Below are 16,431 nucleotides of genomic sequence, written 5' to 3' on the forward strand. Positions count from 1 at the left end.
ACGTCCGCGACGGCGCCGATTTCTACGCGCGTCAGGCCGCGTCCGCGCCGGAAATACCGCGCTGGCAGGCCGAATTGCCTTTGAGACAGCTGACGGAATCGTACGAACCGACGCCTATCGCGGCGAAGTTGGCGAGACTCTGTGTGCCTGGCTCGAAATAGCCCGCGTGGCCGACCGCGCCGGCCGCCGAGAGCACCTGCGCGCCGAACCCGGAGGACACCGGGTCCGCGCCGTGGCCCAGGCCCGCGACGTCCAGGTGCGGCACGTCCTCGATCCAGTCGTCGCGGTCCCGCATCGCCCACACCCGGGCCGAGGTGCCCAGGTGGGAGGCGTTCTGGGTGCGCATGCCGGGGCTGCCCGCGACCGCTATGTCGACCACCGCGGCGGCAGCCGGTGCGCGGCGACGCCGCGCAGCACCGAGCCGTAGCTGTGGCAGAAGAGGGAGACCGGCGCGTTCCCCGGCAGGGCGCGGACCAGCTTGTCGAGCCGGACCGCGCCGTCCTCGGCCAGCCGGCCGATCGCGGAGTCGATGCCGAGCCCGGACGGGGTGGTGTAGTCGGCCCAGGCGATCACCGCGGTGCGGGTGCGGGGACCTGCCGCGCGCTCCGCCGCGTACAGCGACTGCGCCATGCCCACCGGGGCGGAGTACTTGCGCGAGGTCTTCTCGAACGTCATGACGTTCGTGTCGACGCCCAGGACGACCATCGAGATGCGCTCGGCGTGTTCGAGGTCGCCGAAGACCTCGGCGACGCGGCCGCTGTCCGACGGGTCGAAGGCGAGGATCTGCCGGTCGCCGTCGAGCAGCGACTCGTACCGGTGCATCAGGCGGCCCGCGCCCCGGCGCCCGTCGGGGGTGAGCCGGGCGTCGTGCATCCAGGCGCGCTCGGTGTCGCGCGCCTCGACGAGGGCCAGCCGGTTCGCCTCGTAGCGCAGCGGGATCGGTGCGCCGTTGAGGTTGCCGACGACCAGCGGGTAGCGCCGGGCCAGATCGGTGCGCTCGGTGGCCGTCAGGGAGGCGAAGAAGCGGGCCATCCGGCGGGCGGAGGTGTCCGGCGCCGGGAGCTTCTCGCCGTCGAGGGTGCCCTTCGCCCAGGCGGCGAGGGCGACGGCGCGCGGCTCGGTCGACACCTGGTGGCCGCGGACCGCGGTCCAGCCCGAGGTCGCGAGCATCACGAACACGACGGCGAGCGCGAGCACGCGCGCCAGACGTTGAGTGTGGGGGAGGAGTCGAAGGAAGTCACTGCGGTACAGAGTAGGAGGCCTGGAAGGTCCACTGGGGTGACAGTGACTCGGATCACGTTTGAACGGGTCGTGGAGGGTGGGGAGGTCTCACCCACCGCGCGCGCGGGCGCACGCTCCGTGCGGCAGGTCGATCGCTTTCCGTGTCTGGACCGTCGCGCTCGGCGATCAGTCGGGTGGTCTCCCTCTCCAGCTGGGCGATCCGGCGGGGCTTTCACCTATCCGGGTGAAGCGGGGCGGTACGGAAACCGGTGGCAGCGGGGACGCGTTCAACGGGACAAGATCAGCCGACGACACGGGGGTTCACCCGCCATGCGAACACGAGCAACTGCCGCGACCGTCCTCGCCGCGACCGCTTCCTGCTGCCCGCCCGGCGCGCGGCCGCCCCGCCGCGCCTCGGCTCCTGCGCGCCCGGCGAGCTGTGCCTCTGGAAGCGGCCGGACTTCAAGGGCGCCCGGCAGGTGTACGACCTGAGGAGCATCGAGATCGAGAGCTGTACGGCGTTACCGCCCGGCACGGACGCGGCGTCCCTGGCCAACCGGACGGGCCGCCCGGTGGCGGCGTACCAGTCCGAGACGTGCGCGGAGACGGCCGAGTTCGACACGTATCCGGGCGGCGGATCCTGGGTGCCCCAAAGTCCTTACCGGGTACGGGCGTTCAAGGTCTGGGAGAGCTGAGGCGGCCGTGAGTGCCCCTTCAGGCCAGGGGCGCGCCCTGGGGCCCTGCTCGCAGGCGCACCCGGTCCCGCCCGCCAGCGCCGCCACCTGCCCGCGCAGCGACCGCACCTCCTGGGTGAGCGCCTCCAGGAGCGCGGTCTGGCGCCGCTCCTCCTCGCCGTCGCGCTCGAAGCGGGAGATGAACCAGGCCGCGATGTTCGCCGTCACCACACCGAGCAGGGCGATGCCGGAGAGCATCAGGCCCACCGCGATGAGCCGCCCGAGCCCGGTGGTCGGCGCGTGGTCGCCGTAGCCGACGGTGGTCATCGTGGTGAACGACCACCACACCGCGTCGCCCAGCGTCTTGATGTTCCCGGCCGGAGCGCCCCGCTCCACCTCCAGGACGGCCAGCGAGCCGAACATCAGCAGCCCGACCACCGCCCCGCCGACGTAGACGGTCAGCTGTATCTGCAGGGCCATCCGCGCCCGCCGCCCCACCAGGGCGAGCGTGGAGACGACCCGGAGCAGCCGCAGCGGCTGGATCAGCGGCAGCACGACCGCGAGCAGGTCCAGCCAGTGCGTGCGGACGAACACCAGCCGCTGCCCCGACAGGGCGGCCGCACCAGGTAGTCGCAGGCGAACGCGCCCCACACCACCCACTCCACACCGACACACACGTCCTGCACCCCGGTGCCCGCCCCGAGGTGGACGACGAGCACGGTGTACGCGAGGGCGAAGGCGACGGCCAGCGCGAGCAGCGGCCACTGGGTGCGCCGCTCCCACCGCGTTTGCGCGGGTAGTTGCTTCACAAAGGGCATAGTAAAAGCGGGCTGGTCGCTACCCTGCGCCCCAAGGGGGCGCGGGGAACTGCGCGACCGGCCCAGCACGGCCTACGGCCGAACGACTACGCCCCCGCGGAGCGCTCGCGTCGCCGCCCGCGGCGCCGGGGTCGGCCGCCGTGACGTCGAGCAGCTGGTACCGGTCGACCGCCTGCTTCAGCACCGACCGGTCCACCTTCCCGTCCCGCGCGAGCTCCGTGAGCACCGCGAGGACGATCGACTGGGCGTCGATGTGGAAGAAGCGCCGCGCCGCGCCCGGTGTCGGCGAAGCCGACCCCGTCGGCGCCCAGCGAGGTGTACCGCGGGGCACCCAGCGCGAGATCTGGTCCGGCACGGCCGCATCCAGTCGGAGACGGCCACGAACAGGCCCTCGGCGCTGGAGAGCTTGCGCGTGACGTACGGGACGCGCTGCTCCTCCTCCGGGTGGAGCAGATTGTGCTCCTCCGCCTCGACGGCGTCGCGCCGCAGCTCGTTCCAGGAGGTCGCGGACCAGACGTCGGCCCGTACGTTCCACTCCTCGGCGAGGATCCGCTGCGCCTCGACGGCCCACGGGACGGCCACGCCGGATGCCATGATCTGCGCCGGGATGGTGCCCGCGGTCCCCGGGGCGTAGCGGTGGATGCCCTTGAGGATGCCCTCCACGTCGACGTCCGCCGGCTCGGCCAGGTGCTGGATCAGCTCGTTGTAGACGGTCAGGTAGTAGAAGACGTCCTCGCCGGGCTTGCCGTCGGCGGTCTCCCCGTACATCCGGCGCAGACCGTCCTGGACGATGTGCGCGATCTCGTACCCGAACGCCGGGTCGTAGGCGACACAGCCCGGGTTGGTCGAGGCGAGCAGGTGCGAGTGGCCGTCGGCGTGCTGGAGGCCCTCGCCGGTCAGCGTCGTGCGCCCGGCGGTCGCGCCCAGGACGAAACCGCGCGAGAGCTGGTCGGCCATCTGCCAGAACTGGTCGCCGGTGCGCTGGAAACCGAACATCGAGTAGAAGACGTAGACCGGGATCAGCGGCTCGCCGTGCGTCGCGTACGCCGAGCCCGCGGCGATCAGCGAGGCCGTGCAGCCCGCCTCCGAGATGCCGTCGTGCAGCATCTGACCGGTCGGGGACTCCTTGTAGGCGAGCAGCAGATCGCGGTCGACCGCCTCGTACTGCTGGCCGAGCAGGTTGTAGATCTTCGCGCTCGGGAAGAACGCGTCCATGCCGAACGTGCGGTACTCGTCCGGCGCGATCAGCACGAACCGCTTGCCGATCTCCTTGTCCCGCATGAGGTCCTTCAGGATGCGGACGAACGCCATGGTGGTGGCGATCGACTGCTGGCCCGAGCCCTTCTTCGCGGCCGCGTACGTCTTGTCCTCCGGCAGCGCCAGCGGCTTCGCGCGCACGACGCGGGTCGGCACATAGCCGCCCAGCGACTTGCGGCGGTCGTGCATGTACTGGATCTCTTCGGAGTTGCGGCCCAGGTGGTAGTACGGCGGGGCGCCGGCCTCCAGCTGGGCGTCCGTGATCAGGATGTGCAGCCGGTCGCGGAAGCGCTTGAGGTCCTCGACCGTCAGCTTCTTCATCTGGTGGGTCGCGTTGCGGCCCTCGAAGTTCGGGCCGAGCGTCCAGCCCTTGACGGTCTGCGCGAGGATCACGGTCGGCTGGCCCTTGTGCGCCTTGGCCGCCGCGTACGCCGCGTACACCTTCTTGTGGTCGTGACCGCCGCGGCCCAGGTGCTGGATCTGCTGGTCGGTCATGTTCTCGACCATGGCGCGCAGCCGGTGGTCGCCGCCGAAGAAGTGGTCGCGGATGTAGCCGCCGGTCTCCGTGGCGTACGTCTGGAACTGGCCGTCCGGCGTGGTGTTCAGCTTGTTGACCAGGATGCCGTCGCGGTCCTGGGCGAGCAGCGGGTCCCAGGAGCGGTCCCAGACCAGCTTGATGACGTTCCACCCGGCGCCGCGGAACTGCGACTCCAGCTCCTGGATGACCTTGCCGTTGCCGCGCACCGGGCCGTCGAGGCGCTGGAGGTTGCAGTTGACGACGAAGGTCAGGTTGTCGAGGTTCTCGCGCGCGGCGATGGAGAGCTGGCCCAGCGACTCCGGCTCGTCCATCTCGCCGTCGCCCAGGTACGCCCACACGTGCGAGTCGGAGGTGTCGGCGATGCCGCGCGCCTCCATGTAGCGGTTCATCCGGGCCTGGTAGATCGCGCCGAGCGGGCCCAGGCCCATCGAGACGGTCGGGAACTCCCAGAAGTCCGGCATCAGGCGCGGGTGCGGGTACGAGGACAGCCCGTACGGCGCCTTGGACTTCTCCTGGCGGAACGCGTCGAGCTGCTGCTCCGAGAGGCGGTCCAGGAGGTAGGCGCGGGCGTAGATGCCGGGGGAGGCGTGCCCCTGGAAGAAGATCTGGTCGCCGCCCGTGCCGTCGTCCTTGCCCCGGAAGAAGTGGTTGAAGCCCACGTCGTAGAGGGAGGCGGAGGAGGCGAAGGTGGCGATGTGGCCGCCGACCCCGATGCCCGGGCGCTGGGCGCGGGAGACCATCACCGCGGCGTTCCAGCGGGTCGCGTTGAGGACCTTGCGCTCGATCTCCTCGTTGCCGGGGAAGAACGGTTCGTCCTTGGTGGCGATCGTGTTGACGTAGTCCGTGCTGCGCATCTCGGGCACGGCCACGCGCTTCTCGCGGGCGCGCTCGATGAGGCGGAGCATCGGATAGCAGGCGCGCTCGCGGACCGCTCGTCCACCGCCGCGTCCAGGGAGGCGAGCCACTCCTCGGTCTCCTCCGGATCGAAGTCCGGGACCTGGCTGGGAAGGCCGCCAATGATGATCGGGTTGCGATCGGATCCGGAAGCCACGCTGTTCCTTCGCTGTCGGGGGCGTGCGGGGCTGGTGCGCCGCATCCCATCGTGGACCGCGAGGACGCAAACGTCATCTCTACCGAGGGTAACGAGGCGTGCGGCCGCCCAAATCGCAACCTTACGCCCAAGCCGTGCGCGTGTTCCCCAAAGGGCGCGTCACCCCGATTGGCGTACGCACGGAGCAGAAGCGTGCAAACCATCTGCAAGGGTGTGGGATGAATCACCACCGGGCCCGGGTTCGCCCCTGACTGGGGGCACAGTGCACCCCAAAGGGCGGGTTCGGGGCCTGGTACTTGCGCGATTCGTCCCGCCCGTGTGGACTACGCCCAAGCCTCGCGCGTGCGTGGGGCCGCATTACTTACCGAATCAAGATCAGGAGGCAAGCCGTGAGCGCGACCGCGGACCACGCGGAGGAGCGGACCAACCCGGCCGTCAGGCTGGGGTTCGAGCCCGGACAGGTGGTCCAGGAGATCGGTTACGACGACGACGTCGACCAGGATCTCCGCGAGGGCATCGAGTCCCTGATTGGCCAGGACATCGTCGACGAGGAATACGACGACGTCGCCGACGTCGTCGTGCTCTGGTTCCGTGACGAGGACGGCGACCTTACGGACGCCCTGGTCGACGCCATCGGCCTGCTGGAGGACGGCGGCACCATCTGGCTGCTGACCCCCAAGACGGGCCGGGACGGTACATCGAGCCCAGCGACATCAGCGACGCCGCGCAGACTGCCGGCCTCTCCATGGCCAAGAGCATCAGCGTGGGCAAGGACTGGTCGGGCACCCGACTGAAGTCCGGCAAGCGCTGACCCTCCACGCCAGGGTCCCCACCGGCACCGCCGGTGGGGGCCCTGTGCGTAGGTGGGGTTCACCGCAACGGTCCATTGCGGCCGGCGGCTCAGACCCACAGAAGGAAGGCGTTTCCATGGCGATCGAGGTCGGCACCAAGGCCCCGGACTTCGAGCTGAAGGACAACCACGGCCGCACCGTGAAGCTCTCGGACTTCCGCGGCGAGAAGAACGTGGTGCTCCTCTTCTACCCGTTCGCCTTCACCGGCGTCTGCACGGGCGAGCTGTGCGCGCTGCGCGACAACCTGCCGCAGTTCACCGACCGCGACACCCAGCTGCTCGCGGTCTCCAACGACTCGATCCACACCCTGCGCGTCTTCGCCGAGCAGGAGGGCCTGGAGTACCCGCTGCTCTCGGACTTCTGGCCGCACGGCGAGGTCAGCCGCGCGTACGGGGTCTTCGACGAGGAGAAGGGCTGCGCGGTGCGCGGCACCTTCGTCATCGACAAGGACGGCGTGGTCCGCTGGACCGTCGAGAACGGTCTGCCGGACGCCTGGGACCTCAACGACTACGTCAAGGCGCTCGACACCCTGTGATCCATCGGTCGAATCGCCTGTTTGAGGCGGGAACCGGTCACTAGGATCCAGACGTTGATCCGATGCCAACGCACGACGGGGACGCTGACTTAAGCCGGCCCCTCACACCAATGGGAGGACTCGTGGGAGTGAGCCTCAGCAAGGGCGCAACGTCTCGCCCAGGTCGCCCCCAACCTGACCGCGGTCATCGTCGGTCTGGGCTGGGACGCTCGTACCACCACCGGGGGTGACTTCGACCTGGACGCCAGCGCACTGCTGACCAACGACCAGGGCAAGGTCGCCAACGACTCGAACTTCGTCTTCTTCAACAACCTCAAGAGCCCCGACGGTCCGTCGAGCACCAGGGTGACAACCTCACCGGTGAGGGCGAGGGCGACGACGAGGTCATCAAGGTGAACCTGGCCGGTGTCCCGGCCGACGTTCAGATCGTGTTCCCGGTCTCGATCTACGAGGCCGAGAGCCGCCAGCAGTCGTTCGGCCAGGTCCGCAACGCGTCATCCGCGTGGTGAACCAGGCCGACAACACCGAGCTCGCCCGGTACGACCTGAGCGAGGACGCCTCGACGGAGACCGCCATGGTCTTCGGCGAGCTGTACCGCAACGGGCGGAGTGGAAGTTCCGCGCCATCGGCCAGGGGTACGCGTCGGGCCTGCGCGGCATCGCGCAGGACTTCGGCGTCAACGTTGAGCCGTCGCTTCCTCGTCCGGCGCCGCACCCCGTGCGGCGCCGACGCGCTCGACCCTTCGTCCGTCACTCGGGGAGGACTCACGATCATGGGCGTCACGCTCGCCAAGGGGGCAATGTCTCCCTGTCCAAGGCCGCACCGAACCTCACCCAGGTGCTGGTCGGCCTCGGCTGGGACGCGCGTTCCACCACCGGGGCCGACTTCGACCTCGACGCCAGCGCACTGCTGTGCGCGAACGGACGGGTGCTCGGCGACGAGTACTTCGTCTTCTACAACAACCTGACGAGCCCCGAGGGCTCGGTCGAGCACACCGAGGACAACCTCACGGGTGAGGGCGAAGGCGACGACGAGTCGCTGATCGTCGACCTGACGAAGGTGCCGGCCGGCTGCGACAAGATCATCTTCCCCGTGTCGATCCATGAGGCGGACGCCCGTGGCCAGGCGTTCGGCCAGGTCAGCAATGCCTTCATCCGGGTGGTCAACCAGGCCGACGGCAAGGAGCTCGCGCGCTACGACCTGAGCGAGGACGCCTCCACGGAGACCGCGATGATCTTCGGCGAGCTCTACCGCTACGGCGGCGAGTGGAAGTTCCGCGCAGTGGGTCAGGGGTACGCGTCCGGACTGCGGGGGATCGCTCTAGACTTCGGGGTCAACGTTTCGTAAAGCCACGCCCAAGTAGGGTGCGGCGCGGGGGAGACCTCCCCCAGACTCCGTCTGGGGGGAACCCCACCAGCTAGATGGGGAAGTCAGTGATTCTGAAAACCTTCGGCTGGTCATTCGTGATCACTGCGGTCGGTCTTGCTCTAGCGGTGCTCTACGACGGCTGGACCGCCTTCGGGATCGTGGCGATCCTGTCCATCCTCGAAATCTCGCTGTCGTTCGACAACGCGGTGGTCAACGCCGGAATCCTGAAGAAGATGAACGCCTTCTGGCAGAAGATCTTCCTCACGATCGGTGTGCTCATCGCCGTCTTCGGCATGCGGCTCGTCTTCCCCGTCGTCATCGTCGCCATCAGCGCCAAGATCGGCCCCATCGAGACCGTCAACCTCGCGCTGAACGAGAAGGAGCACTACAAGGAACTGGTGACCGACGCGCACGCGTCGATCGCCGCCTTCGGTGGCATGTTCCTGCTCGTGATCTTCCTGGACTTCGTCTTCGAGGACCGGACATCCAGTGGCTGCGCTGGATCGAGCGGCCGCTGGCCAAGCTCGGCAAGGTCGACATGCTCTCGGTCGCCATCGCGCTGGGCGTCCTGCTCGTCTCCTCGATGACCTTCGCGACCCACGCCCATCTGCACGGCGGGGCCCACGCGGACAAGGGCGAGACGGTCCTCATCTCCGGCATCGCCGGTCTGATCCCGTACATGATCGTGGGCGGCCTCTCCGGCTACTTCGAGGACAAGCTGGAGGAAGAGGAGGAAGCCGAGCTGGAGGCCGAGGAAGAGGCCAAGAAGAGCGGCCGGGCGGCGCCTCGGCGGTCCTGCTCGCCGGCAAGGCCGCGTTCTTCATGTTCCTCTACCTGGAAGTCCTGGACGCCTCGTTCTCCTTCGACGGCGTCATCGGCGCCTTCGCCATCACCAACGACATCGTCCTGATGGCGCTCGGCCTCGGCATCGGCGCCATGTACGTGCGGTCCCTCACGGTCTACCTGGTCCGCCAGGGCACCCTCGACGACTACGTCTACCTGGAGCACGGCGCGCACTACGCGATCGGCGCCCTCGCCGTGATCCTCCTGGTCACCATCCAGTACGAGATCAACGAGGTCATCACCGGCCTCGTCGGCGTCATCCTGATCGCCTGGTCCTTCTGGTCCTCGGTGCGCCGCAACAAGCGGATCGCCGCGGAGGGCGGCGAGGATTTCGGTGAGAAGGCGGAAGTCTCCACCGGGGTCTGAATCCGTGGTGTGACCCGTCGACGATTGCGGAACGCTCTGAGCGGGGCGGCCGGGAGGTTCGCGCCTCCCGGCCGCCCCGCCGTTCTTTCCGGTGCGGGGCCGTTCGCTTTGGTTCGTATAGGGGTGGGGAACAGATGGCCTTCTGGGACAGCCTGCTGCGCGGCAGGCCCTCGGCGCAGTTCGACACGGGCAGCGCCGCGAACAACGCCATCGAGCTGACCAAACGGCACCCGGTGGTCTCGCTCGGCAAGCAGGGCGCCAACTCCGGGTCCCTGCGCGTCAACCTGTCGTGGCGGATGCGCACCTCCGACTTCGGCGGCCGGTCGGGGCCCAGCGTGCAGCGGCACCCGTTCAAGCTGTTCAAGCCCGACGTGGTCCAGGCGCACACCCAGGGCGTCGTCAACGTCGACCTCGACCTCGGCTGCCTCTACGAGCTGAACGACGGCTCCAAGGGCGCGGTGCAGCCGCTCGGCGGCTTCTTCGGCGCCACCAACGCGTCGCCGTACGTCCAGCTCAGCGGCGACGACCGGTTCGGCTCGCCGTCCGGCGAGACGATCTACGTCAACCTCGACCACCGCGAGTCCATCAAGCGGCTGCTGGTCTTCGTCTACATATACGACCAGACGCCCGCCTTCGACCGTACGCACGCCAAGGTCACGCTCTATCCGAGCAACGGCCCGCGCATAGAGGTCGACCTGGACGAGCACGCCCTGCAGGCCCGCTCCTGCGCGGTCGTCAGCATCGAGAACATCAAGGGGGACATGGTCGTGCGGCGCGAGGTGAAGTTCGTGTACGGCTTCCGAATCGAGCTGGACCGGCTCTACGGATGGGGGCTCCAGTGGGGGCGCGGCTACAAGACGAAGGCCTGAGAGTGCACCCGTGAGCGGCCCCGGCGGGCCCCGCCCGCCCGGCCCCGCCCGTCACTGCCGGATGAACTGCGGCCCCATCGGGGGCAGTGTGAACTCCGGGTCCCCGGCGTGCGCCGCCACCGGCTGCGGATAGCCGTAGCCGGACTGCGCCGACGCGGGCCGCGGATAGCCGTACGAGGGCTGGTGCACGGGAGGGTGCTGCGGCGGCGCGGGGTGCGGATAGCCGTAGGAGGGCGGCGAGGCGGACGGCAGCGGCGGCACAGGGGCTGGGTCCCCGGCTGGGCCGGGGAGCGGCGTGCGGCTGCGGAACGGACGCGGCGTGCGTCTGCGCCCCGCTCTGGCCGTGGGCCCGGGTCGCGCCCGAGGAGCCCGTGTCCGAGCCCTCCTCGCCCCCGTCGCCGTCCTCGTCCACGGAGATCCCGTACTCCGTCGCCAGTCCCACCAGACCGGTCGGATAGCCCTGTCCCACCGCGCGGAACTTCCACGTGTCGCCGCGCCGGTAGAGCTCGCCGCAGATGATCGCGGTCTCCTCGCCGGTCTCCGCCTTCACGTCGAAGACGGCCAGCGGCTCGGCGCCGCCCGGCCCCGCGTCGTACAGCAGGACCCGCAGGTCACGTACCGACCGAAGGTCGCGCCGTCCGAGGAGGCGGTGACCAGGACGCGGTCGACGGACGGGTCGAGCGCGGCCAGATCCGCCTCGATGGTGTCGGTCAGTCCGTCCCCGACCCGCTTCTGGGCAGCCGCCGCGCCAGGCCCGAGGGGTGGCGCGGCTGGTTGTAGAAGACGAAGTCCTCGTCGGAGCGCACCCGGCCGTCGGCGGCGAGCAGCAGCGCCGAGGCGTCCACGTCCGGGACGTCGGCGCCCGGCGTCCAGCGGAGCACGGCCCTCACGGCCATGGCGTCCAGCGGGACGTTGGATCCCTTCAGCATCGCGTGCGTCATGGTCGCAATCCTGCCTTCCCGCCGCCCGCCCGGACAACGCGGGGGCCCGAGGTGGGCCTTGTCCTGCGGATGAGCGGTACGTACCTTACGTACCGCGTCCGTGCGCGACACGGAAGGGCGCGGGTGGGTTACCTGGATTTCACGCACGCGGGGAACTCGCGACATGTGTTCTTACGTACTATTACCGGCCACCCACCCTCACTCAGTCCGGGCCATCGTTGCAGTACAGGGGAATCCATATGCGTCACTTCGGGCACGTTCCGCCTGCTGCTCGTAAGGACCTGTTCCACCGGGAGCCCGCCGAGTTCGACTCGGACTCTCCCGCGCGCGTGCTGTCCGCCGCCCTGGGGGCCACGCTCTACAGCCCCGCGACCCGCCCCACGCTCGCCGACGACGTGCTCAAGCAGGCCCGCCGGGGTGTCGTGTCCATGGTGCTCTGCCTGGAGGACTCGATCGACGACGCCGAGGTGGCGGGGGCGGAGGCCAATCTGGTCCGCCAGTTCGCCGACCTCGACGCGCGCGGCGGGCAGACCCGCTGCTGTTCATCCGGGTCCGCGAGCCCGCCCAGATCCCCGATCTGGTGCGGCGCTCGGCTCCTCGGTGCGGCTGCTGTCCGGATTCGTACTGCCGAAGTTCACCGAGGAGCGCGGGGTGCCGTTCCTGGAGGTTCTGGGCACGGCCGAGGCGGCCGGCGGGCGGCGGCTCTTCGCCATGCCGGTGCTCGAATCGCCCGAGCTGCTGCATCTGGAGACCTGCTGCGAGACGCTGACCGGCATCGCCCGGACCGTCGACAAGTACCGCGACCGGTCCTCGCGCTGCGGCTCGGCGTGACCGACTTCTGCTCGGCGTACGGGCCGCGGCGCTCGCCGGACATGACGGCGTACGACGTGCAGATCGTGGCCGGGGTGATCGCGGACGTGGTCAACGTGCTCGGCCGCGCCGACGGCACGGGCTTCACGATCACCGGCCCGGTGTGGGAGTACTTCAGGCTCCAGGAGCGCATGTTCAAGCCCCAGCTGCGCCGCAGCCCTTCCTCGAAGGGCGCGCGGAGGAGCTGCGCGACGCGCTGATCGAGCACGACATCGACGGCCTGCTGCGCGAGATAGAGCTCGACCGCGCCAACGGGCTGCTCGGCAAGACCTGCATCCACCCCTCGCACGTGGTGCCGGTGCACGCGCTGTCGGTGGTCAGCCACGAGGAGTACAGCGACGCCCAGGACATCCTGCGGCCGGAGCGGGCGGCGGCGGAGTGCTGCGCTCCGCGTATACGAACAAGATGAACGAGGTGAAGCCGCACCGCGCGTGGGCCGAGCGGATTCTGCTGCGCGCCGAGGTCTTCGGCGTCGCGAACGAGGACACCGGCTTCGTGGAGTTGCTGACCGCCGGCTCGGCCGGATGACAAAGACGGAGAGCGTCGACAACGTGGTGGTCTGGTCGGGAACGTGGGTCGCCGAGCGGCTCGGAGTCGAACTCCAGGGTGACGAGCAGTTGCCCGAGCTGCTGGGCCTCGCCCTGCGCCGCAACCCCAAGCGGGCACATCTGCTGGTCTCCAACGTGCTGGGCAAGCACGTGCCCCAGCAGCCCTCGCGGGTGTACGGGGCGGGGTTCGCGCTGGGTGAGGAGGTGCGGGAACTGCTCGGCCCGCAGGCGGCCGGGGCGGTCGTCCTGGGGTACGCGGAGACCGCGACGGGCCTCGGCCACGCGGTGGCGGACGGCCTGGGCACGGCGCCCTACCTCCACTCCACGCGCCGCCCCGTCGAGGGGGTCGCGCGGGCGGGGCTTCGAGGAGTCCCACTCCCACGCGACCTCCACCCGCTGCTGCCGGAGGATCCGGCGCTCCTTGCGGGGACGGGGTGCTGGTGCTGGTCGACGACGAGTTCTCGACGGGCAACACGGTCCTGAACACGATCAGGGCGCTGCACGCGCGCTACCCCCGTTCCCGGTACGTGATAGTCGCCCTGGTCGACATGCGCTCCCCGGCGGACCGCTCCCGCCTGACCGCGTTCGCGACGGAGATCGGCGCGGAGGTGTCCCTGGTGACCCTGGCGGCAGGAACGGTTCTCCTGCCGGAGGGTGCTGGAACCGGGGATGGCGCTGGTGGCCGAGCGCGAGGCCGCGATCGAGCCGGACCCGCGCCCGGCCCTGCTGGTGGCCGAGCACGAAGGCGCGGTCGGACCCGCGCCCGGCCCCGCTGGTGGCCGAGCACGAGGTTTCCCCCACCCCACCCCTTCCCGAAAGCCCTGGCCGGGCGGCCGCGGCGCCTGCGGCGCGGCTGCGCCTGCCCCTGCTGCTGTCGCCACAGGTGTCCCTGCTCCCGCTGCCGCCGCTGTGGGCATGCGTGCCGCTAGGGGCGATGGGGGTCCCCCTGCTCGAGCGAAGCCGAGAGCTTGGGGGAGGGTGGGCACAGCGGCACCCCGGTCCCGGGGGCCGAACAAGGTATGGACGCGCCGGACGTGGCTGGAGGCGAGGGAGCGTCGCCCGGCGACGGGGTCCCGCTGTGCCCACCCGTCCCGCCCTGCGGGACGATTGCCCACACGGGCGGGACAGTCCGCCCACAGCGGGGCGGGGAGCCGGCCCCGAGTCGACCTCCCCTGGCCGAGCGGCCTCCCCGACGGGGGGCGTCATGGGTTCACCCGGACCACCGGGTGGTCTTGGAGGACGCGCTTCCGGAAATGGCCGCCGCCATCCACAGCGCCCTGGGGGACACCCCCGGCCGTACCCTCGTCCTCGGGTTCGAGGAGCTGATGTACGCACCCCTGCGCCTCGCCCTCGCCCTGGAAGAGGCGGGGACGGACGTCCGCTACTCCACCACCACCAGGTCACCCGTGCTCGCCGTGGACGACCCCGGCTACGCCATCCGCACCCGCCTCGTCTTCCCCGCCCACGACAACCCCGCCGACGGCCCGGGCGAGCGCTACGCGTACAACGTGGCCGGCGCCGGGTACGACACCGCGTGGCCGTCGTCGACTCCGCCGCCGACACCCCCGAACTGCACGCCCCCGACGGCCTGCTGGCCAGGCTCGCCGCGCACATCCCGCACGTCGTGCTGGCCGTCGTCCCCTCGTACGTACCCAAAGGTGCCCCCATGCCCGAGCCCCTGCCCGAGCCGCTGCGCGGTCCCGCCTTCTCCTCGTACGCGCCCGACGAGGTCGGCTGGCTGCTCAAGGACCTGTCCGGGGTCGAGCTGGAGGCGCCGACCGAGGAGCGCGAGGAGGCGATCCAGAGCGGCGGCGCCCACTACGCGGAGTCGCTGCCGGTCGAGTACCAGCCCTCGCCCCAGTACCAGGAGCTCTTCCGCGCCGCCCTTGAGGCCTCGGCCGACCGGATCGCGCGGCCGTCGGCACGGTGACCGAGACCGTCCTCGCCGAGCGGTCACCGAGGCCCGTCCTCGTCTCGCTGGCCCGCGCGGGCACCCCCGTGGGCGTCCTGATGCGCCGCTGGGCCCGGCAGCGGCACGGGCTCGACCTGCCGCACTACGCCGTCTCCATCGTGCGCGGCCGCGGCATCGACCCCAACGCGCTTCGCTGGCTCGCCGCCCACCACGACCCCGCCGACGTCGTCTTCGTCGACGGCTGGACCGGCAAGGGCGCCATCACGCGCGAACTGGCCGCCGCGATCCGGGAGTTCGCCGAATCCTCGGGGTCGACCGGTTCGACCCGGAGATCGCCGTTCTCGCCGACCCCGGCTCCTGCGTGCGTACGTACGGCACCCGCGAGGACTTCCTGATCCCGTCCGCGTGCCTCAACTCGACCGTGTCGGGGCTGATATCGCGGACCGTGCTGCGCAAGGACCTGATCGGTCCCGGCGACTTCCACGGCGCCAAGTTCTACCGCGAACTGGCGGGCTCCGACGTCTCGGTGGACTTCCTGGACGCCGTCGCCGCCCGCTTCGACGAGGTCGCCGCCGACGTCGACCGCGAGGCCAAGGCGCTCCAGGGCACCGACCGCACCCCCACCTGGGAGGGCTGGGCCGCCGTCGAGCGGATCAGCGAGGAGTACGGCATCCACGACGTCAACCTCGTCAAGCCCGGCGTCGGCGAGACCACCCGCGTCCTGCTGCGCCGCGTCCCCTGGAAGATCCTGGCCCACCGCGGCGCCGGGGCCGACCTCGACCACGTACGCCTCCCTGCGGAGCAGCGCGGGGTACCGGTGGAATGGGTCGACGACCTGCCGTACAGCTGTGTCGGACTGATCCACCCCCAGTACACGCGCGGGGCGACCGGCGCCGACGGCAAGGCGGTGGCCTCCCGATGAGCACCCGGATAGCCAGCGATCTGGACCGTACGCTCATCTACTCGGCGGCGGCCCTCGACCTGACCATGCCCGACCCCCGGGCCCCTCGGCTGCTCTGCGTCGAGATCCACGAGCACAAGCCGCTCTCGTACATGACCGAGAACGCCGCCACCCTGCTCGCCGCGCTCAAGGCGGACCCGGACACGGTCTTCGTGCCCACCACGACCCGCACCCGCAAGCAGTACCAGCGCATCCAACTGCCCGGCCTGCCCGCGAAGTTCGCGATCTGCGCCAACGGCGGGCAACTGCTCGTCGACGGGGTGGCCGACCGCGACTGGCGGCGCCTGGTGGACGCCCGCATCGCCGCCGAGTGCGCCACGCTCGACGAGGTGCGCGCCCACATCTCGGCCGCCGCCGACCCGGCGTGGCTGCGCAAGGAGCGGGTCGCCGAGGACCTGTTCGCGTACCTTGTGGTCGAGCGCGCGCTGCTGCCCGAGGACTGGGTCAAGGAGCTGAGCGCCTGGGCCGAGGAGCGCGGCTGGACGGTCTCGCTCCAGGGCCGCAAGATCTACGCGGTGCCGAAGCCGCTGACCAAGAGCGCGGCCGTGCACGAGGTGGCCCGCCGCACCGGCGCCGGACTCACCCTGGCCGCCGGGGACTCGCTCCTCGACGCGGACCTGCTGCTCGCCGCCGACGAGGGCTGGCGCCCGGGCCACGGCGAGCTCGCGGAGTCCGGCTGGACCGCGCCGCACGTCGACGTCCTCGACGAGCGGGCGTGCTGGCGGGCGAGGAGATCGTGCGCCGGTTCGCGAGCCGCGCCACGGCGTCCTGCAATGCGCCCGCCGTGCCCTGACCGGTCGCATACTCG

Annotated in this window: 3 protein-coding genes and 11 pseudogenes; 10 read left to right on the forward strand and 4 right to left on the reverse strand. The window is 70.6% G+C overall.

The features are described from left to right. Window positions 1–31: 31 nt before the first annotated feature. Window positions 32–1,170: pseudogene (locus QIY60_RS19710) on the reverse strand (alpha/beta hydrolase). Window positions 1,171–1,490: 320 nt separating this feature from the next. On the opposite strand from QIY60_RS19710, the gene QIY60_RS19715 reads away from it, so the two are divergent. Then, window positions 1,491–1,916: a peptidase inhibitor family I36 protein gene (locus tag QIY60_RS19715; protein ID WP_349253935.1), complete on the forward strand. Its 426-nt coding sequence runs from the start codon at window positions 1,491–1,493 to the stop codon at window positions 1,914–1,916. Between the two features lie 72 nt (window positions 1,917–1,988). On the opposite strand, the pseudogene QIY60_RS19720 reads toward QIY60_RS19715, so the two are convergent. Both QIY60_RS19720 and aceE read right to left on the reverse strand, forming a co-directional pair. Continuing rightward, window positions 1,989–2,713 (reverse strand): annotated as a pseudogene (locus tag QIY60_RS19720) (ion channel); the annotation flags it as partial. Window positions 2,714–2,819: 106 nt separating this feature from the next. Next, window positions 2,820–5,559: pseudogene (gene aceE, locus QIY60_RS19725) on the reverse strand (pyruvate dehydrogenase (acetyl-transferring), homodimeric type); the annotation flags it as partial. A gap of 389 nt (window positions 5,560–5,948) precedes the next feature. Between aceE and QIY60_RS19730 the strand changes: the two are divergent. The 6 genes and pseudogenes from QIY60_RS19730 to QIY60_RS19755 all read left to right on the forward strand — a co-directional run bounded on the left by QIY60_RS19730 (window position 5,949) and on the right by QIY60_RS19755 (window position 10,391). Next, a pseudogene (locus tag QIY60_RS19730) lies at window positions 5,949–6,370 on the forward strand (DUF3052 domain-containing protein). A 116-nt stretch (window positions 6,371–6,486) separates the two neighbouring features. Further along, a complete protein-coding gene (locus QIY60_RS19735; protein ID WP_283143610.1) occupies window positions 6,487–6,945 on the forward strand; it encodes a peroxiredoxin in 459 nt (152 codons plus the stop codon). 122 nt (window positions 6,946–7,067) lie between these two features. After that, window positions 7,068–7,629: pseudogene (locus QIY60_RS19740) on the forward strand (TerD family protein); the annotation flags it as partial. A gap of 105 nt (window positions 7,630–7,734) precedes the next feature. Beyond that, window positions 7,735–8,292, forward strand: a pseudogene (locus QIY60_RS19745) (TerD family protein); the annotation flags it as partial. Window positions 8,293–8,378: 86 nt separating this feature from the next. After that, window positions 8,379–9,522 (forward strand): annotated as a pseudogene (locus QIY60_RS19750) (DUF475 domain-containing protein). 134 nt (window positions 9,523–9,656) lie between these two features. Beyond that, on the forward strand, window positions 9,657–10,391 hold the full coding sequence (locus QIY60_RS19755; protein ID WP_283143611.1) for a Tellurium resistance: 735 nt from the start codon (window positions 9,657–9,659) through the stop codon (window positions 10,389–10,391). A gap of 51 nt (window positions 10,392–10,442) precedes the next feature. Here QIY60_RS19755 and QIY60_RS19760 read toward each other — a convergent pair. Next, window positions 10,443–11,332 (reverse strand): annotated as a pseudogene (locus tag QIY60_RS19760) (TerD family protein). Window positions 11,333–11,571: 239 nt separating this feature from the next. Between QIY60_RS19760 and QIY60_RS19765 the strand changes: the two are divergent. The 3 pseudogenes from QIY60_RS19765 (at window position 11,572) to QIY60_RS19775 (ending at window position 16,416) form a co-directional block, all read left to right on the forward strand. Beyond that, window positions 11,572–12,730 (forward strand): annotated as a pseudogene (locus tag QIY60_RS19765) (HpcH/HpaI aldolase/citrate lyase family protein). After that, window positions 12,727–15,584 (forward strand): annotated as a pseudogene (locus tag QIY60_RS19770) (phosphoribosyltransferase). The pseudogenes QIY60_RS19765 and QIY60_RS19770 overlap by 4 nt, the downstream one beginning before the upstream one ends. Then, a pseudogene (locus QIY60_RS19775) lies at window positions 15,581–16,416 on the forward strand (HAD family hydrolase). The pseudogenes QIY60_RS19770 and QIY60_RS19775 overlap by 4 nt, the downstream one beginning before the upstream one ends. Window positions 16,417–16,431: the final 15 nt, after the last annotated feature.

Origin of the sequence: Streptomyces sp. BPTC-684, assembly GCF_030028635.1 — a bacterium.
Lineage (GTDB): Bacteria > Actinomycetota > Actinomycetes > Streptomycetales > Streptomycetaceae > Streptomyces > Streptomyces noboritoensis.